This is a genomic window from Dyadobacter subterraneus (assembly GCF_015221875.1).
Taxonomy (GTDB): Bacteria; Bacteroidota; Bacteroidia; order Cytophagales; family Spirosomataceae; genus Dyadobacter; species Dyadobacter subterraneus.
In genome coordinates this window covers 1,281,897-1,301,347 of the sequence record NZ_JACYGY010000002.1, presented here as the reverse complement: position 1 = coordinate 1,301,347, position 19,451 = coordinate 1,281,897, and the positions used below count along the sequence as shown (strand labels likewise).

Below are 19,451 nucleotides of genomic sequence, written 5' to 3'. Positions count from 1 at the left end.
TTCTGTGATTTCTGTACATAAATCAGCTGCAACTTTCCAAAATCGCAAGAAATATTCATTTTCCAGCTCCCGAAAATGGGGATGAAATTGATATCGTTTTAAGGTTAATCCAAAAAGAAAAGACTATAAATACCAATATAGTACCTTACTTAATCTTATACAGCGGAATTGTTTTATGCTGGGCAGGCATTGAAAATACATTATTTAAATTGACAGAATTCGCATTGTTGCAGTTTGTAGTTTTTGCGCTTATCTATGTTGATCAACTTTATAAAAACGGCAGAAAATACGCCAGCCTTCTCGAAACACTTGAACTGTTAAGTTTGAAGTAATTTATTTCAAACCGAATATTACCTAAATATTAATAAACCACGTTCTTGCCGGTAAATTGAGATTCATTCCTTTCAGAATGTTAACTTTATCTTTTTATTCGAAACAAAATTACTGCATTGATTTGCAGACTGAACGTTAATCCCACTTATGTCGCTGAGTCCACGCTTCATTGCTCTCATACTGGCTTTTGTCATTTCTCTCATCACCACATCCTTTTTAGCATTTGTTGATGGCGTCAACAAAAGCATGCTTTTCGTTGTTGCAACTGCCTGCTTTATTACTTCGTTTTTCCTGGTTTTGTATACCATCGACATTATTGTTTTCAGAGAAGTCAACAAAATGTACCGAACCATTCATAAGCTGAAAATGAAGGATTTTAATATGGTTCCGCGCAAAAAGCTGATCCAAGAACTGAATCCTTTAAAAACGCTGAATGACGAAATTTTCGTTTATGTTTCTAAAAAACAAAAGGAAATCGATGAATTGAAAAAGCTGGAATTATTCCGGAGAGAATTTCTTGCTGACGTTTCACACGAATTTAAAACTCCCATTTTTGCCGCCCAGGGATTTATCCACACACTTTTAGATGGTGCGATGGAAGACGAAAATGTACGTGAGCGTTTCCTGAAAAAGGCTGCGAAAAATCTGGATAGTCTGGATGTACTGGTTAAGGATCTGCTGGTACTTTCTCAAATGGAAACAGGTGATATCAAGATGAATATCGCTGCCGTGGATATGCATCAGTTGAGTCTGAATATTTTCGGTCGTCTTGAAAATATAGCTCAGGACCGCAACATTACACTAAAAGTAAAACCCGATGACCTGGCGGAAGTCTGGGTGAAAGCAGATCTTGACAGGATCGAACAGGTCATGTTAAACCTGATTGAAAATGCGATAAAATATGGAAATGAAGGAGGAAAAGTGATTGTACATTTTAACAGTGGTAAAAAATTCGTAGAAATTTCTGTTCGGGATAATGGTCCGGGTATACCACCGGAGCACTTAACCCGTATATTTGAGAGATTTTATCGTGTGGATAAAAGCAGATCCAAAGAGCGTGGCGGGACTGGCTTGGGCTTGGCAATCGTGAAACATATCATTAATGCGCACGATACCAAAATTGCAGTAATGTCAAAACCGGATAAAGGCACGACATTTACTTTTAAACTTGAAAAAGTATTCCAGGGCTCGACACACGCTGATCACGAAGAATCATTTATAACACAGACGAATTCTTAATTTATTTACCAACCCATAAATTTTTTCCCATGTTTGTTCATAACGTATTTTTCTGGCTTAAAGATAAAGAGAACGAAGAATCAAGAAAAGCACTTGCAGCTGGTCTTGAAACACTGAAAGCTATCGAATCAATCGTATCTGTTTACATCGGTACACCGGCATCTACCCGCAGACCAGTTATCGATGCAAGCTATGATTTTGCTGAAATCATGATATTTGACGATGAGGCTGGCCACGATGTTTACCAGGTTCACCCACTTCATAAAAAGTTTGTTGAAGACTGCGCACACCTTTGGGAGAAGGTTGTGATCTACGATGTAGAGGCTTAACAAATATTCACAAAAGATATCCACAAGTTATCCACACACATAATGTGGATAACTTGTGGATATCATGTTTAAAAAGGCCTATACAAGCTACCAGATCAACTTTTCAGGTTGTCAACAACTGTGGATAACTCATTGGATCGTTTATTGTATTGTAACTATTCCATATTATTTATTGTTATATGATCGTTACAGTTGAACAACTTTAAACAAACGAACCATGAAAAAGATCAGAATTGCTAGTTTATATATTGGAATACTTGTCGCAGCCATGAGCGTTTCATCCTGCGTTTATCACTCCCGCGCTCCATATTACGATAATGGATATGGCTACGGCGGTGGTTACTATGGAGCTCCCGGCCCTACTGTGATTGTTAGACCGACACCTCCTCCAAGAGTTGTTTACAGAAATAATTATCGTGCAAGAAGACATTACGACAGACACAGCTATCGTAGTTATAACAGACAAAGAAACAACCGTTATGGCCACAATGATCGTGGACATGGACCACGTTAATCTGATATAGAAAAACAGAAAGAGCCGGGAGATTTGATTCTTCCGGCTCTTCTGTTTTTCCAGGTTTCAAAAATTACTTCGCTCCGTCAATACCTGATTTGGATGTTTTTGCTTCAATTGGCGCTTTAAATTTCGCATTTTCAATTTTCATCACGACGGCATTGGGCCATCTGCGGTTGGTATAAAAACGCTGACCATTCACTGCACTTATTCCCAAACCGATTGGCGTTGGTGCAATTTTGACAGATGCATCAAAATTATTCACATATTCAACCAGTTCACTTTTATAACCCATGATACTAACCTTTGTTTTAGCATTTCCTTCGATCATTGGTAATAGGAAATCACGTCTTTCTCCATATTTCCATTCTTCCGGCGTATTTCTTGTTACAAAAGCATAGATATACTTATCATCATTAGATTGCGTAAACCAGATATTTTTATCCCGGATTACAGGCAATGGTTTTACCGCATAGATCGATTCACGGTTAGCAAAATTCCATAGCGCAATTTCTCTCAGCAAACTTTCCTGCTCGATCTGGATTTCTCCGTTTGGCTTTGGGCCAACATTCAATAAAAAATTCCCGCCTTTCGCACGAATTTCTATCAGCATATTGATAATCTCAGTCCCGGATTTTTGCGGATCATTTGTCGGTTTATACTGCCAGTCCGTTCCCATCGTATAACAAGCTTCCCACGGACGCGGCGATGCTTTGTCGGGAATATTCTGCTCCGGCGTATTCATGGCATCTCTGGTGATAACCAAATCAGGATTGATACTCCATGCATATTCACGCAGTCCGTCGCCCGGACCGTCAAAAAACATGATATCGATTTTTCCATAATTAGTCAAAAGCTCTTTCACCTGCTGCTTGTCATATTCCATCAGCTTTGGATTATTCATCGGGAATTGTTTTTCGTTTTGTAACCGCCCTAACGGAATATTGTTTTGATGAAAAAACAGAAAATCCTCTGGAGAAAAATAAATTCCTATTGCAATTCCCTGCTTACGAAATGCGTCAATGATTTCCTTTGTCACATCACGTTTGAAAGGCGTATTCATGACATTAAAAGTTGTGGACTTCGTATCAAACATGCAAAACCCTGAATGATGTTTGGTCGTAAAAACAACATATTTCATCCCTGCCAAACGCGCCAAAGTAGCCCATTCGTCCGGATCAAATTTCTTTGGATTGAAAAAAGTCGGCAATTCTTTCATGTAACGTTCCACATATTCATCAGACGCGCCGGCCAAAGAATGGCTGATAACAGCCCCCAGGGAAACGTCAACATTCCAGTGAATGAACATACCAAAACCCAGATCCTGAAACCATTTTACACGCTCAGGATTATTGACAACCTGTTGTTGTGATTGGGCAAAAAGAGAAAAACTGCAAAATAATGCTAGAAAAAATATTCGTCTGATCATAACTTAAAGAATACGAGATGTAAGTTAAGGATGTATAAAGCAGTATAAAATACTCTAAACTGATCGTTTTTTATTCATAAACTATCGCAAAATAGACTGTCTGCAAATTTGTTCGTAAAATTGCATATAGCTTTTTATTCCTATTCCCGGACATGCTCGCAGTTGCAATCATCGCTTATTTGTTATTGAATCTTGGCATTGGACTTTGGGCTTCGCGTAGAGTCAATACCACCGCAGACTTCGTATTGGCGGGTAGGCGTTTACCTCTTTTTCTGGCAGCATCGGTAACTTTCGCGACCTGGTTTGGCTCGGAAACTATTATGGGCGCCCCGGCAGAATTTATTGATAAAGGACTATTGGGCGTGATTGAAGATCCATTCGGCGCAGCACTCTGCTTATTTCTGGTAGGACTGTTTTTCGCCAGAAAATTTTATAAAATGAATATCATCACCTTTTGTGATTTTTTCAAAATACGATATGGTCGTCCGGCAGAATTACTTTCTGCATTGATGATCATCCCCTCCTATTTCAGCTGGATTGCTGCGCAGCTACTTGCCATGGGAATTGTTTTGAAAGTAATTTTGGGTTGGTCGTTAACAGAATGTATTCTATTAAGTTCTTGCGTAGTGATTTTATATACGATCTGGGGCGGTATGTGGTCGATTTCTGTTACAGACTTTTTACAGACCATTATGATCATCGTCGGATTGCTGATTGTGGCGATCGTTTTATACCTGAAAGTTGGTGGTTTTACCCCGCTTTTGAAGGCCGCACCAAAAGATTTTTTTAGAGCTTATCCCCAATTTACATTTAAAGATTCCATCGAATATTTTGCTGCCTGGATCACCATCGGTTTGGGATCCATTCCTCAACAGGATGTTTTTCAAAGAGTGATGTCTGCTAAATCTGCGAAGGTTTCTGTCAGAGCAACATTGTTGTCCTCGTTTATGTATTTGACCGTTGCCCTGCTTCCACTATTTATCGGGCTTTGCGGTCATCATTTGTATCCGGAATTAGGCAACGATCGTCAGATGATTATACCCAATATGGTATTACTTCACACGGGTTTACCTTTGCAGATACTGTTTTTCGGTGCTTTGGTTTCTGCAATTTTAAGTACAACCAGCAGCGCAATTATGGCTCCTGCTGCAATTTTAGGAGAAAACGTAATCAAATTTTTTCGACCTGAAATTACGGACAAACAATTGTTGTTAATTATCCGCATGGGAATTGTTGTAATTACGGGCGTCTGTATTTTCATGGCCGCCACGCGAGAAAGTATTTTTGAACTCGTAGCCGAATCATCTGCTTTCAGTCTCGTTTCACTTTTTATTCCGTTAGCTGCCGGGATTTACTGGAAACGAGCAAATCAGCTCGGATGTATTTTATCAATGGTAGCCGGATTGGTAATCTGGATGTTATCCATATGGGCTGAGACAGAATATCCTCCGCTTATTTATGGTTTGCTTGCAAGCGGATTGGCTATGGTGTTGGGAATTTATTTTGAAAGGATATTTCAAACTCGTATTCTGGCAAGTCCTGGTGAATAATATTATTTCAAAACCAGAAACAAAGAACTCCCAAAAGGCGCCGTTGGGAGAAAAACACTTTCCATATAGGTAATCGTTTTCAAAATTCCGTTGACAAAATCTCCCGGATAACTTACGTCAGAATGTAAATCAGTTTTACTTATTTTTCCTGAGCGCATTTGATATCGCTGCCATTTCCTCACCAGCCAAATCGGCAGCGAAAGGAAAAACGGCCAGTACGTATGATTGTCAATTTTCAGATTAGCAGCCTTTGCGTAACCGGCAAAATCTTTCAATACAAACCTTCTCGAACTTCCAACGGCCACGTCGTGTGTTCCGGAAAAAGCTTCATGTGCATGTATATTGATCAAAATCAAACCATTGGTATTAAGCCGGTTTTTGAAAGATTTTAATGCGTTTATAATTTCAGTATCGTCAAGAAAATAAAGTGCATCATTGCAGCAAATCACATCGAAAGTCTCACCTTTTTTAAAAGAATCCACATTTCTCAAATCGCCAAAACTTACATCCAGATTCCTTTCTTTTGAAAACTCGATCGCGTGTTGAGAATAATCAAATCCAATGGCATTGCGATAATCGTTTATTTTAAAAAAAGAAAGAAGTCCGCCAGTCCCACATGCCGCATCCAGAATGGTAATGTCTTTATTCTTTTTAAAATGTTTTTTAATTTGATATAAAACTTTTTCATGAAGGATTTGATACCACCACAATTTTTGTTCAACCTCAAACATCCGCTGGTATTCAGCCCGGTTATTAATCATAGAATATTTTCGCTGTTGTATTTAATAACATATTGCGGCTGGCCGCTTTGCGCCATAAAACTTTTACCAATATATTCTCCCAAAACACTAAGCAAAGTACATTGAATACCACCAACAAATAGTACAGCTGCCGTAACCACCTGCCAGCCTTTTGGATCCGGACCAATCATCCATTGACCGGATAAGAATAACAGAAAGAAAAAACCAAGTCCGAATAAACCCAGACCAATCGGCATGAAAAGGCGGATCGGAAGCGAAGAATAGCAAAACAAGATATTGAGAAAAAGAGAAATTAGCTTTCGCCAGGTATAATTTGACTTACCTTCTTCACGTTTTTGATGAATGACCTGAACAGTTCCTATATTATTGGTAATCCTGAAAATCAAACCGTCAATGTAAGGATAAGGACCCTTATACTTAATAATCTCCTCCACCACTTCTTTTCGAATTAATTTAAAGCTCGACAGATATAAATCTTTCGGTTTGTTCAGCAAATAACTGGTAATCCAGTTTACCAGCCGGCTGCCAAGATTACGATAAATGGCATGCTCTTTTTTAGAATAAAAAGTATAAACTACATCATAACTGCCCTCTTCTGCCCGGTTGACAAGTTTTCTTATTTCATCCGGCGGGTTTTGAAAATCATCATCAATCATGACACAAAATTCTCCACTGGCCCAGTTCAAACCACAGATCACTGCATTAAATTCACCATAGTTCCGGCGTAAAGCTATAAATCTTACATTTCCAGATTCTGTTGCCAGCCTGCTGCAAATTATATTGGAGCGGTCTGAACTTCCATCACTGATCAAAATAATTTCAAATAGAATATCTTTCAATTCCTGTTGTAATTTCTTAACCAGTAATTCAATTGTAGCTTCGCTATTATATACAGGTATGATGACGGATAATTTCATTGCAGTTTTTCAAATGTATTTACAGCGTTGATGACAGCAGTAACTTCCTGATCCGTCAGTATCGGATTCAGCGGTAGACTCAGAACTTGTTCATGAATTTTTTCTGTAAGCGGCAACTCCAAATGGCTGAGGTTTTGATAGGCTTTTTGTTTGTGAAAAGGTAAAGGGTAATGCACATTGGTTTGTACTCCTGCCCTATCCAGATGCTGAATTAAAGCAGCTCTCTCGGAATGTCTTATCACAAACAAATGCCAGGCATCTTCATCAATCCGGTCTGCGGGAGGTAAAACAAGATCTTTCAACTTTATTTCTGTCAGATAACGTCTGGCGATTTCCCGTCGTTTCTTATTATCTCTATCCAAAAATGGCAATTTCACATTCAAAATAGCTGCCTGGATTTCATCCAGTCGACTATTAATTCCCTGATATTCATTTTTATATCTTTCCTTCGATCCATAATTCCGCAGATAGAATATTTTCTCTGCCAGTTCGGCATCCATAGTGGTTACAGCACCGGCATCTCCCAGTGCTCCAAGATTTTTTGTTGGATAAAAACTGAAAGCTGTGGCATCAGCGATACTTCCTGTTTTTCTGTTTTGGTACAATGCTCCATGTGCCTGTGCTGCATCCGAAATAATTTTCAGATTATAACGAGCTCCGATTTCCATGATTTTATCCATTTCACAGCTCCGACCATATAAGTCCGCACAAAGAATCGCACGTGTAAGCGGCGTAATTCGTTCCTCAATTCTACCCGGATCGATCAGCATTGTAACCGGATCAGGTTCTACCAAAACCGGAATTAAATTTAAGTAGCTTACCGGTAACACTGATGCTATATACGTACTGGCCGGAACGATAATTTCGCTTCCTTCGGGAAAGTCATAGGCACGAAGAATGAGGCCAATGGCATCCAGTCCGTTAGCTACTCCTATGCAAAAACTGACGTTACAATATTCCGCAAAAGAATTTTCAAATGACAGCAATTCAGGACCCAGAATATACCATCCGGAGCGAACAGCACGTAAAGAGGCCTCCTCAATAGCTTTAAGATACGGCTTATTGATTTGATTTAAATCCAGAAAAGGAATCATAAAGAGAACTCTTGCGAACGCAGTAAATAAGGTTCATCAATATAATCTGCTCTGTCGTAATATTCATTTGACAAGACCAAAAGAATAGAATCTTTTGAAAATGAATCCATTATATGCCAGTCCTTAGGTTCCAGAACAAGGCAGCTTGCCGGATTGTCCAAAATAAAATCCTCTTCACTCTTCCCGTCACAACTGTATATGTGGCAGCTCCCATTCAGGCATATGAGCGCATTCCACGAACTGTGATGCCTGTGACCACCGCGACTAAGCTCCGTAGCTCCATAGATATAAAATACCCTTTTGATTGTACCGGGAATAATTTTTTCAAAAACCGTCAGATTCCCTGAATCTGCATTAAAAGTGTCCAGTTGTAATAATTTAGGCATAGATGATGGGTTAAATTATATTTTGACATATAAAGCAAGATAACTAGTGCTGTGGGGCAGGATTTTATTAAAGTTCTTAAATAAATCTTGTTAAATTTTATATCGGCTATAATTTTATTAAATGGTATGTAAACTAAAATCCGGCAAAGATTTCAGGAAAACAGATCCCATTTCATCCAGTAATCAAACAACATAAATATTTTTACAGGAAACGGTTCCATCCACAGAATCCTGTTGTAACCCATATAATAAACCATCGGGTGAATTACACAAACGGTCGCGGTAAAAAAGAGTATCAGCCTAATCGATCTCAATGAAACTGTTTGAAAAAGTATATAAAGGGCCATCAATAAAAATGGAAATCCATAGGATAATGCCCTATCAATATCATGAACATAAATTCCTGTGGCTATTAAGACGATAAATCCCAAACTTATCCCCAATAATAATATATACTTTTTAGTAAGCCACAACGCCAGAATTGCTGCGCTCATAAGCAACCACGTACCTTCAAATGCTGTCCACAGGCTGCTTCCAAGGCCATAGCGATGTGCATCAGCAAATAGAACCGGCGTGCCTAATGTGCTGTAACTGTGATCCGGGAAGTATTTACCCTTTACGTAAAACCGAACAGCAAAATAGAATATCCATGCAAACCAGATCCAGATATTTGGACCCGAGAATATATTTTTCAACAACGTAACCAGCCGGAAATCTTTAAGCTCATAGGCCTTGATTAAAATATGAAAAATCAGCAAATATCCTCCGGCAATAACAGCTCTTTCATCCGTAAAAAAAGCAATTTGCAAGGCTATAAAAATAATTGCCGGATTTCTTTTTAGCAATGCCACTAAAAGAAAAAAGTAAGCAAAACCATCGCCATAACCGTAAATATCTGCAAAAGTCCAGGTGCAGACGAAAATATTAGCAATTGAAACGACGAATAAGGCAGTTGTAATCTTATCTTTTGAAACAGAATAAACCCACCTTCCAACTTCGTAAATAAAGAAAACACCCAGAATCGATTGCAATAAAACTATAATGACAACATTATGCCCTGTCAGAAAGGATAAAAGCGGAAGTACCCAGCGAAAAATCATATTTTCACGGCGCACATCCAGGTCCATACCTTGCGGATGAAAAAGGTCATGGCTTTGATTTTGAACAAAGACCCAGGCATCCAGCTTCATGCCATGTTCACTGAGGTGACCTAATAATAAAGAGTAAGGAGGGAAAGCAAGAAAAAGAGAAATGAACACCGAAAAAGCTACAAGTTTCCAAAGCCAATATTCAGACGCAAGTTTTGATTCAATTCTTCGTCCGAAAGAATGGTAAAATTCCTCAAATAACATGTTGTCAGGGAGTGGTATTAATAACGTCCTATAAAGATAACTTTTAACCTGGCACAATTCCTAACCCCAACTCGTCATAATTTTACTTCCTTCTTCACTTTCAACAATTCGGAGATAAGCCTGAATTTCCTGTTGTAAATCTTCAACGTGGCTGATAATTCCCACTATCCGGTTTTCTTTTCTTAGGGATTTTAACGTTTCAAAAACAGTCTGTAAGGCATTTTTGTCAAGAGAACCAAAACCTTCATCGAGGAAGAAAAAGTTATGTTTTGACTCATTTCTTACGTGAATATGATCGGCCAGGGCAAGTGCAAGCGACAAAGCCGCCTGAAATTTCTGTCCGCCGGAAAGTGTTTTCAGTAACCGCATATGTCCGCCGTTCAGCAAATCCCGGACCCAAAAACTATTTCCTTCACCCAGTTCCAAATGAAGTTGCTGATGGGTCATCTGGTGGAAACGCTCATTGGCTGCGTGGATAAGATTTTGCAGATAAATACTTGACGCATAATCCACAAATCCGCTGGAACGGAATAACCTGGCCAGATCATCAAGATGTTCTTTTCTTAATTCAAGCCTGATTTTATCTTTTTGCAGCGATTCTTTTTTAGCCAGATCCTGGGCCATTTTTAAAAGCAGACCATCCAAACGGCCTTCTTCTTTTCTTTTATTATTGAGGTTCAGCGTAAGTGTTTCTTTTTGAGCAAGCACAGCCGCATGTTTTTCAGAATCGTAATGTTGATCTTCATTTTCAACTTTTAATGCTTCCAGATCTCTTTTGGCATTACTTAACATATTTTTATATTGATCAATAGCCTTTCGCTCCTGGTCAATAATAACTGGCTTTTGAAGAATTTTACCAACCCATTCCTCTGATTCAAACTGATGTTCTTTTAACTGACTTTCAATTTCAGACTGAGTGACAACTAATTCATTTTTATTCCTTTCCAGTGTTTCCTGTAAGATACTCTGGCTGCCGGAAATCGTATCTTTTTCTTTTTCAAGGATATCAAGCTGCTTTTCCGTTTGCTCATACAAACGGTTTAGATCTTTATATTGATTTTTCAACGCTTCAATTTTTTCAGAAATTGAAGCAGTATCAACATTTTCAAAGTTATCCAAACTGACCTTTTCGAGCTGTCCTGATAAGGTAGACACTGTATTTTCAATTTTCAGGATTTCATTTCTGAGATTTTGAAGCGGCTGTTCTATTTTTTCAACTTTCTCTTTTGTTTCAACTTCAATACTTTGCGAAATCGCCTTGATTGCAGCTTCATTTTGTTTAATTTCCGTCTGGATTTTTACGACTTCATCAAAATGCTTCTCAAAAACTTCTCTGTTATTCCTGTCAAATTTTGCCCAGACAAATGTTTTGTCATGGGCATCAATTCTGGCCCGAATTTCTGTCCAGCGCCGTTTAATCGTACTCTTCTGTTTTTCAAGATTTTCAATCTGGTTAAAAATTCTTTCCACCGGAGACTGGAACTGACGAATAGCCTGTTCCAGTTTTTGTAAATTAATACGCTGAACTTCGATGTTTTTTATTTCTTCAAAAACCGAATTGTCTTCATGTAAAACGGACGGATGATGTTCTGCGCCGCATAACGGACAGGGCTTACCATCTTCCAGACTATTCGCAAATCTTTGTAAAGCCAATCGCGTATTCGCCAAAACCAGCTTTTGATTCAAATCCTCACCTGCTTTTTCATTAACCAGCAAATAATCCAAAATTGAATTCTGAATCACTTCCTGACTTGCTTCCGGAAGAATTTGTAAAGAGAAAAGCTGATTTGCCTCTTCCGTTTTTATTAATAAAATGCTTTGCTGTTTTACGATTTCAGCCTTTAAATCGTCCGCTTCTTTTTTGATATTAATCCTGCTTTCAGTTAAGCTGTCCGACGTAGTATACCAAACTTTAATCTGGCTAAGCTCCTGAATATCTGACAAATTGGCTTTTATTTTTTCATTCAGTTCTTCTTTTTCCAGCTTTTGTATTTTCAATAATTCAATCGCTTTTTCCTTTTCCAGCAATTTTATTTCTCCTCTTAAAAGCGCGCCCTTATTTTTTTCCAAAGAGATTTTATTTTCAACAATCTGGATCACTTTTCCCAACTCCTCAGCCGTATCCAGTAATTCTTGCCGCTTTTCATATTGCGGCTGAATTTTTGCCAGTATTTCTTTTTGTTGTGTTAAGGTAGAATCCAGTTCAGCATTTCTTCGAAAGTTTTTTTCGAATAATTGCTTATCTCTTTCAATGGCACCGACATAGGACTTCTTTCTGTCAAAAAGCGATTTAAAATGCAGCGAGCAAATCTCAAAAACCCGGAGCGTTTCTTCGCGCAATTCCATATCCGGTTTTTGCGATTCCAGGCTGAGAATTTGATTATTAAGCAATTGCAGTTTTTCCGCAATCAGCTTTATTTTCTGAAACTGGCTTTCAAGTTCAGTCTGCGTAGCAAGTTCCTCATGGATTGACTTGATCAGCTGTCTTATTTCTTCCCTCTTGATTTCCTCAGCCGAAATCATTTCGGGCGTTACTTCACCCAGTGTCAGTAACTGTCCATCCAGATTTGATAATTCCAGATCATTCTGTTTGCTGAGCGTCCCAACTTTCCGGCTCAGATCATACTTTTCCAGTTGGAAAAGTTCTTTCATCATGCGCGTTCTCTCAGCATCTTTCAGTTCAATAAATTCCTGAAAACGACCCTGTGGGATAATGATCGTACGACGAAAATTGTCATAACTTAATCCAATAATCCGTTCCGCATTTTCTTCATCCGGAAGAGGCATCCAGGCGCCTTCAACCCATTTATACGCTTTTCTTTCAAAGGTTTTTACATCTTTAAAATTCTTGCTGTTCCTTCTTCCTTTAACCGTAAACCGGTATAACTCCGCTGGTTTTCCCGCAATACATTCAAAATCAATGAGCAACTCGTCCGACCGCAGGTTCATCATATTATAAGTACGATCGTCGCCCGAGCGGTTCAGACGCTCTGTATCTCCATAAAGCGCAAAAGTAATTGCTTCCAGAATTGATGATTTCCCACTACCCACGGCACCGAAAATTCCAAATAAAGATGCGTCTGTTAAAGCATCAAATTGAATTTCCTGTTCCGATTGATACGAGTATAAACCTTTTATTTTGAGATACTTGGGAATCATAGTAAGGCTTTCGGCCGTCAGCAGTCGGCTATCGGCTTAATAAAGGGTGATAAATTTTGATAAGCATATTAATGACTAACGTCAGAAGCCGATTGCTGGCTGCCGAAAGCCGACGTCCCCAATAAATCTTCCAGATAAATCCTGTCGTTGCTGAGTCTTGGAACCTTGTTTTGTCCGCCCAGTTTGTTGCGTTTTGACATCCAGTTATAGAAAGTATTCGCCGGGGCAAAATGCACAAGTGGTGATAACAGCGCCATATCCTTATACCGTTTTGCGTCATAGTCAGAATTTACTTCACGCAAAGTTTCGTCCAGAATTCTGGTAAACTCATCATGATTTTCGGGCTCTTTCGTGAACTCGATAATCCATTCATGACGCCCACGGTAACCATCGCCCATGTAAACGGGTCCGGCTGTATAATTGGCTACGAGTGAATCTGTATTTTGGGCAGCAATTTTGATAGCATGATCTGCATTTTCAACGATAACTTCTTCACCAAAAGCATTGATAAAATGTTTTGTACGTCCACTGACTTTCAGGCGAAAAGGATATTTGGAAGTAAATTTCACTGTATCGCCAATCAGGTAACGCCACAGACCGGCATTGGTAGAAATCACCATTGCATAGTTTTTTCCTACTTCAATCTCATCAAGCAATAGTGCTTTCGGATGTTGTTTTCCAACTTCATCAATGGGTATAAATTCGTAAAAAATGCCATAATCCAGCATTAAAAGCATTTCTCCAACTTTGGAAAGATCATCCTGAATGGCGAAAAAACCTTCGGACGCACTGTAAGTTTCAAGATAAGTTACCTGCTCGGAAGGAAAATATTTTTGCGTGAATAAATCACGGTAAGGCTCAAAAGAAACGGCTCCATGAACAAAAACTTCAAAATCCGGCCAGACTTCAAGCATATTTTTTTTACCGGTTTTGGCAAGAATCTGATCCAGCAAAACGATCGTCCAGGTTGGTACTCCTAAAATACTGGTGACATTTTCCTGCGAACAAATTTCAGCCATTTTTTCCAGTTTGCTTTCCCAATGATCCATAAGCGCCACTTCCAAAGGAGGTGTGCGCATGAATTCACCCCAGGCAGGGAGATTTTGCATGATTACCGCAGAAACATCTCCAACCTGTGTATAATCATCAAATGGATTTGCATGTAAAGTTCCACCGATTGATAAACCTTTTCCATCAAAAACCCGTGTTTCGGGCCTGTTATGAATCAGGAGCGTCATCATGTCTTTGCCGCCTTCATAATGACATTCTTCTAGTGCTTCCGGAGAAACGGGAAGAAATTTGCTTCGGGCGTTTGTTGTTCCTGATGATTTTGAAAACCACTCGATCTGTGACGGCCAAAGAACATTGGGCTCCCCTTTTAGAACGCGTTCGATGTATGGATATAATTCTTCATAGGAAGAAACCGGAACCTGCTCCTGAAATTCCTTTATGGATTTTATTTGACCAAAATTATATTTTGTGCCCCATTCGGTATATCTGGCCGTTTCAATTAGTTCAGAAAATATACGTTGCTGGGTTTCAACAGGGTTTTTCATAAACTGCTCGATCCTTTCAAAGCGTCGCTTCAAAAACCACACAGTCATATTATTCACCAGTTTCATAGTAATCGGGTTGTTGACAAATCCTTATCAGGAATTTCTCAAAAATAACAAAATAAATGGAGAGGGAATAAGATTGCAACCTTATTCCCTCTCCATCGTATCAAAATCTTTTTATGCTTTTGTACTAAATTTTCTATAAAGGAAAAGAAGTAAAACAGCACCTAAAATGGCAATAAAAAGACTACCAATATTAAATCCGTCGACAGGACCATATCCCAGCAGTGAAAATATCCAGCCGCCGACAACAGCCCCGGCAATACCTATCAATATTGTCACCAAAAATCCTCCCGGATCTTTTCCCGGATGTAATGCCTTTGCGATGGCCCCTGCTACTAATCCAACGATAATCCAAGTCAAAATGCCCATAGTGTCTTCTGTTTATAGTGTTAGAAATTTGAAAGCTTTTCTAATATTATAAAAAGTATACCGAACCTGAAAATTTCACAAAAATATCCTGAAAAGTAACTTGATGAACTTCGGGAAACAGACAAAATCCCACTATAATTAATTGCAGTTCTGGGTTTAAGCGAATAAAATTTATTTATCAAAGAACATGTTGCTTCCACCCGCTTTCCTTTCGATTGTGGACATGACTTCCTTATAAGATGAGGAAATTCTTAATGCTTCCGGTGTCTGGCGCGTAACTGGGGAACCAACAATCTTAGCCAGAGCAGCGGCTAATAACGGATCTTTCGGATTACCGTAAGGATACAATCTCAGTCCTTCTTTTGCCGCTATATCCGGTGTAAAACCTGTTGAATAATCGGATTGTTTCAGACTATTGTAAGATCTGGTAACAATCGGCTGCAATCCCCATTTTACTTTTCCGGTCTTATCACTTAGTGTAATAGATCCAACATTTTTGCCCACCGTTTTATCTCCCACCAGCGTAACCGTCATGTAGGGTTTCAATCCATTGATAAGCAATTCACTTGCAGAAGCGGTGCGTGAAGAAACCAGAACAATCAGATTAGTAAGATTTGAGCCGATATTCTGGCTTTTGGAAGCAAATTTGTCATTGAAATAATCATCACCGTATTCTTTTTGAAGTACGGGTGTGATGGTAGCGTTATAGCCTTTGTAATAAAATACTTTGCTATCAGATATATTCTTTCCAATCAGACTGGCCAGATTTGTCGCTGAACTTACATAACCTCCCGGATTATACCGCAGATCCAAAATTAGAGAATTTACATTTTTGGCTTTAAATGCAGCAATTTTATTATCAAGTTCTGTATCATATTCCTTTTTATCGCTTCCGTTTTTACTGGTAATAAACTGGTGATAAACAAGATAACCAATGGTGTTGCTTCCGTATTGAAAAGTGGTATCAAAGAAAACCGGATCTTCCTGAAAACTTACCGGCGTGACATCTTTTTTAACAGTTGTTTCAACGATAGAATCTTTGTCCGTTAAACTTCCCATCGTAAAAGTTTTCGATGCATCAGAATAAACCAGATCGTAATAATTCGATGCGGTAAGTTTCTGGTCATTGATCCGGGTAAAAACGGCGCCACGCTTAATACCAGCCAGAGCGGCGGGTGAACCGGGCAAGGTATAAGCAACGAGACCTACAATATTGGAGCCGCCGGTTGGATAGTAAAACAGCTTCAATTCCATCCCCGTGGTTTTGGTTGATCCGCTTAATTCTGCTTTTAAAGCATCCGCATCACTTTCAATCCATGAAAAACGGTCCCCGTCGGGACGAGATGTTGCGTCAAATTTGTATAACAGAGAATTGAAAAAGGCTTCCGGCTCCTGATTAAGGTCTGGATTTGCCGTAATTTTATCATTCCAGTAATACCAGGTTTTCATCTGATCAAGAATCCATTGATTGGTTTCCGTATTGGTAGCAGGATCAACATTTTTTTCATGACAAGCTGCCAAAAAACCAGTTACAAAAAGTAGCAGAACAAAGACCTTTTTCATTAAGTTATTTTAGTTTGTTGACAAAAAAACTTCTTCAATGATATCACAAGCAGCATTCATTTGTTCTTCGGTGATTACCAAAGGCGGAGCAAAACGGATTTTATTACCATGTGTAGGTTTGCACAACAATCCTTTGTCCATCATTTTATAACACAAATTCATCGCCGTAGCACTTTCTTCCGTGTCATTTATTACAATCGCATTTAATAAACCCTTGCCACGAACCAATTCAATCAGATTACATTTCCCCTTCAAAGTTTCCATTCTATGACGGAAAAGCTGTCCCATAATCTCAGCATTTTCAGCCAGATTTTCATCCTCCACAACTTGCAAAGCAGCCATTGTTACGGCGCAAGCCAAAGGATTTCCACCATAAGTTGAACCGTGTTCCCCGGGAGCAATGGTCAGCATAATTTCATCACTGGCAAAAGCTGCGGAAACCGGCATAGTTCCGCCTGATAATGCTTTTCCAAGAACCAGAATATCCGGCTTCACATCTTCCCAGTCACAAGCCAGTCTTTTTCCGGTTCGCCCGATTCCTGTTTGCACTTCATCCGCAATAAACAAAACGTTATATTTTGTACACAAATCGCGTACCCCTTTCAAATATCCTTCTTTTGGTACCACAACCCCTGCTTCTCCCTGAATGGGTTCAACCATGAAACCGGCAATGTTTGGGTCACTTTTAAATGTATTTTCCAAAGCTTCAAGATCATCGTAAGGAATGATCAGAAAACCTGGTAAAAACGGTCCGTAATCATCAGTACTTGACGGATCTGTCGAAGAAGAAATGGCGGCCAGCGTACGTCCCCAGAAATTTCCGGAAGCATATACCGTTTTGGCTTGGTTTGCTGCAATGCCTTTCACCTTATAAGCCCATTTCCGGGTAAGTTTCAAAGCAGTTTCACCTCCTTCAACACCGGAATTCATCATCAAAACCTTGTCATAACCGAAATATTCACATAGAAATTTTTCACATTCTCCCAGTTTGTCGCTGTAAAAAGCACGGGAAGTCAGCGTCAATTTTTGCGCCTGCTCAATCATGGCAGCGATAATTTTCGGATGACAATGTCCCTGACTGACAGCGCTGTAAGCTGATAAAAAATCGAGATATCGTTTTCCTTCCACATCCCAAACATACACACCTTCACCTTTGGAAAGCACCACGGGCATCGGTTTGTAATTGTGCGCGCCGTATTTTCCTTCCAACTCCATTGCAAGTTGTGTCGCCTCGAGCATGGTTGTGTCTGTATAATTTGCCATCATATTTACGTTAAAGCAGATTCATTCGATTTAGATTGTGCAAAAATACGCAAATCACGGGTGTTTTAAGCGAAACGAAAAAGTAAAGAATCAAACCAACTCTTTCTGATTCGAATATTTCTCCCGCGAAGCCTTAATCGCAGGCATGTTTTCCAAAGCCCAATCCACAAGCAGCGACATGGCAGGCAATAAACTTTCTCCAAGCGGCGTCAAAGTATATTCAACCCGTGGAGGTACCTGCGGGTAAATTTTTCTGGAAATGAGTCCATCGGCTTCCAGTGTTTTCAACGTCACCGTCAGCATTTTTTGAGAAATGGTGCCGATGATTGCGTTCAGCTCATTAAAACGCAAAGTGCCGGCTTCACCCAAAATTGTAATGACCAGAATAGACCATTTGTCGCCGACCCGGTCCAGCACATTTCTTACCGGACAATCTTCCAGCACGACATATTTTTTCAAATTTTCTTTTATCATAATTGCCTGATGGTCAGCATTAGTTACTTCAAAGTAAGTTATTGGTTTTCGCGTACGTTATTGTGCTACGCTAAGTTACCAATTACCTTTAACTATACAAAAGTAACTATTGGTTTAAAACATAAAGAAAAAAAGACATGAGCAAGATTTTGGTAACCGGCGCGACCGGACATTTAGGCACTGCCGTAATAGAATTCCTTTTGAAAAAAACAGATGCTTCCAACATTAGCATTCTCGTTCGTGATGCAGAAAAAGCGGAAAAATTTAAAGCAAAAGGAGTCACTATACATGTTGGTGATTATGATAACAGCGAAGCACTTTTGAAAGCATTTGAAGGTGTTGATAAAGTGTATCTGGTTTCCGGACTGGCTCATAATCGTGGCGAACAGCATGAAAAAGTTATCAATGCAGCGAAGGAAGCAGGTGTGAAACAAATTCTTTACACCAGTTTTCAGCGCAAAACCGAAGCGGCGGATTCGCCAATCGGATTTATTGCGGAAAGTCATTTGTATACCGAAAAAGTGTTGAAAGCCTCTGGCGTGACTTACACGATTTTACAACACGGTTTATATGCGGACGTGATCCCAATGTTTGCAGGCGAGCATCTTCTTCAAAGCAAAACCATTTATTTGCCTGCAGGTGAAGGAAAAACGGCTTTTGCTACAAGAGAAGATTTTGCAGAAACAGGTGCGAATATTTTACTGGACGAAACCGGAAAATTCGATAATCAGTCTATTGAACTGTCAGGTTCAGCTGCAATTAGCTTTACCGAAATTGCTGCGATCATTTCAAAAGTTACAGGAGAAACAATTTCTTATGTTAATCCACCCGTTTCTGAATTTATCGAGACACTGACAAACGCAGGTGCTCCGGCGGAAATTGCAGGACTTGTTGCCGGTTTTAGTCAGGCGATTGGTTTGGGAGAATTTGAAGCAACAAATGGTGAATTGGAAAACATTTTGGGCAGAAAACCTGCAACGGTTGAAGAATATCTGACAGGCGTTTACGGGAAAGCATAATATTTCGAAAAACTTCTAAAAACAGGACTGCTTTTTCGGGCAGTCCTGTTTTGTGTTATAGTGGAATGAACATTTTGCACT

The 19,451-nt window shown here is 39.4% G+C and carries 17 protein-coding genes; 5 read left to right on the top strand and 12 right to left on the bottom strand.

The genetic code is table 11. The features are described from left to right. Positions 1-480 precede the first annotated feature (480 nt). The 3 genes from IEE83_RS30940 (at position 481) to IEE83_RS30930 (ending at position 2,415) form a co-directional block, all read left to right on the top strand. On the top strand, positions 481-1,572 hold the full coding sequence (locus tag IEE83_RS30940; RefSeq protein WP_194124568.1) for a sensor histidine kinase: 1,092 nt from the start codon (positions 481-483) through the stop codon (positions 1,570-1,572). A 29-nt stretch (positions 1,573-1,601) separates the two neighbouring features. Continuing rightward, the gene (locus tag IEE83_RS30935) at positions 1,602-1,901 is read left to right on the top strand and encodes a Dabb family protein (protein WP_194124567.1); all 300 of its coding nucleotides are present in this window, start codon (positions 1,602-1,604) and stop codon (positions 1,899-1,901) included. A 217-nt stretch (positions 1,902-2,118) separates the two neighbouring features. Continuing rightward, on the top strand, positions 2,119-2,415 hold the full coding sequence (locus IEE83_RS30930) for a hypothetical protein (protein WP_194124566.1): 297 nt from the start codon (positions 2,119-2,121) through the stop codon (positions 2,413-2,415). Between the two features lie 73 nt (positions 2,416-2,488). On the opposite strand, the gene IEE83_RS30925 is transcribed toward IEE83_RS30930, so the two are convergent. Continuing rightward, positions 2,489-3,844, bottom strand: coding sequence for an alpha-L-fucosidase (locus tag IEE83_RS30925; RefSeq protein ID WP_194124565.1), 1,356 nt, complete (start codon positions 3,842-3,844; stop codon positions 2,489-2,491). A 152-nt stretch (positions 3,845-3,996) separates the two neighbouring features. Between IEE83_RS30925 and IEE83_RS30920 the strand changes: the two genes are divergently transcribed. Continuing rightward, positions 3,997-5,394, top strand: a complete 1,398-nt coding sequence (locus tag IEE83_RS30920) for a high affinity choline transporter 1 (RefSeq protein WP_194124564.1) — start codon at positions 3,997-3,999, stop codon at positions 5,392-5,394. 2 nt (positions 5,395-5,396) lie between these two features. Here the strand turns inward: IEE83_RS30920 and IEE83_RS30915 are convergent, their stop codons facing one another. The 11 genes from IEE83_RS30915 to IEE83_RS30865 all read right to left on the bottom strand — a co-directional run bounded on the left by IEE83_RS30915 (position 5,397) and on the right by IEE83_RS30865 (position 18,351). After that, a complete protein-coding gene (locus tag IEE83_RS30915; protein ID WP_194124563.1) occupies positions 5,397-6,155 on the bottom strand; it encodes a class I SAM-dependent methyltransferase in 759 nt (252 codons plus the stop codon). Further along, entirely contained in the window at positions 6,152-7,072 is a 921-nt protein-coding gene (locus tag IEE83_RS30910) for a glycosyltransferase family 2 protein (protein ID WP_194124562.1), read from the bottom strand. The genes IEE83_RS30915 and IEE83_RS30910 overlap by 4 nt, the downstream gene beginning before the upstream one ends. Next, entirely contained in the window at positions 7,069-8,166 is a 1,098-nt protein-coding gene (locus IEE83_RS30905) for a DegT/DnrJ/EryC1/StrS family aminotransferase (protein ID WP_194124561.1), read from the bottom strand. Before IEE83_RS30905 ends, IEE83_RS30910 begins: the two co-directional genes overlap by 4 nt. Further along, positions 8,163-8,552, bottom strand: coding sequence for a sugar 3,4-ketoisomerase (locus IEE83_RS30900; protein WP_194124560.1), 390 nt, complete (start codon positions 8,550-8,552; stop codon positions 8,163-8,165). The genes IEE83_RS30905 and IEE83_RS30900 overlap by 4 nt, the downstream gene beginning before the upstream one ends. Before the next feature lie 152 nt (positions 8,553-8,704). Then, positions 8,705-9,904 carry a hypothetical protein gene (locus IEE83_RS30895; protein ID WP_194124559.1) on the bottom strand — a complete coding sequence of 400 codons (1,200 nt, stop codon included), beginning with the start codon at positions 9,902-9,904 and terminating at the stop codon, positions 8,705-8,707. Between the two features lie 60 nt (positions 9,905-9,964). After that, complete coding sequence (locus IEE83_RS30890; RefSeq protein ID WP_194124558.1) at positions 9,965-13,063, bottom strand: SbcC/MukB-like Walker B domain-containing protein; 3,099 nt, start codon at positions 13,061-13,063, stop codon at positions 9,965-9,967. A gap of 68 nt (positions 13,064-13,131) precedes the next feature. Next, a complete protein-coding gene (locus tag IEE83_RS30885) occupies positions 13,132-14,685 on the bottom strand; it encodes a GH3 auxin-responsive promoter family protein (protein ID WP_194124557.1) in 1,554 nt (517 codons plus the stop codon). A 111-nt stretch (positions 14,686-14,796) separates the two neighbouring features. Beyond that, on the bottom strand, positions 14,797-15,051 hold the full coding sequence (locus IEE83_RS30880; protein ID WP_194124556.1) for a GlsB/YeaQ/YmgE family stress response membrane protein: 255 nt from the start codon (positions 15,049-15,051) through the stop codon (positions 14,797-14,799). A 171-nt stretch (positions 15,052-15,222) separates the two neighbouring features. Continuing rightward, on the bottom strand, positions 15,223-16,614 hold the full coding sequence (locus tag IEE83_RS30875) for a S41 family peptidase (protein WP_194124555.1): 1,392 nt from the start codon (positions 16,612-16,614) through the stop codon (positions 15,223-15,225). 9 nt (positions 16,615-16,623) lie between these two features. Next, the gene (gene rocD / locus IEE83_RS30870) at positions 16,624-17,877 is read right to left on the bottom strand and encodes an ornithine--oxo-acid transaminase (RefSeq protein WP_194124869.1); all 1,254 of its coding nucleotides are present in this window, start codon (positions 17,875-17,877) and stop codon (positions 16,624-16,626) included. A 90-nt stretch (positions 17,878-17,967) separates the two neighbouring features. After that, the gene (locus tag IEE83_RS30865) at positions 17,968-18,351 is read right to left on the bottom strand and encodes a winged helix-turn-helix transcriptional regulator (protein WP_194124554.1); all 384 of its coding nucleotides are present in this window, start codon (positions 18,349-18,351) and stop codon (positions 17,968-17,970) included. A gap of 137 nt (positions 18,352-18,488) precedes the next feature. Here IEE83_RS30865 and IEE83_RS30860 point away from each other — a divergent pair, with 137 nt between their 5' ends. Then, positions 18,489-19,370, top strand: a complete 882-nt coding sequence (locus IEE83_RS30860) for an SDR family oxidoreductase (RefSeq protein ID WP_194124553.1) — start codon at positions 18,489-18,491, stop codon at positions 19,368-19,370. Positions 19,371-19,451: the final 81 nt, after the last annotated feature.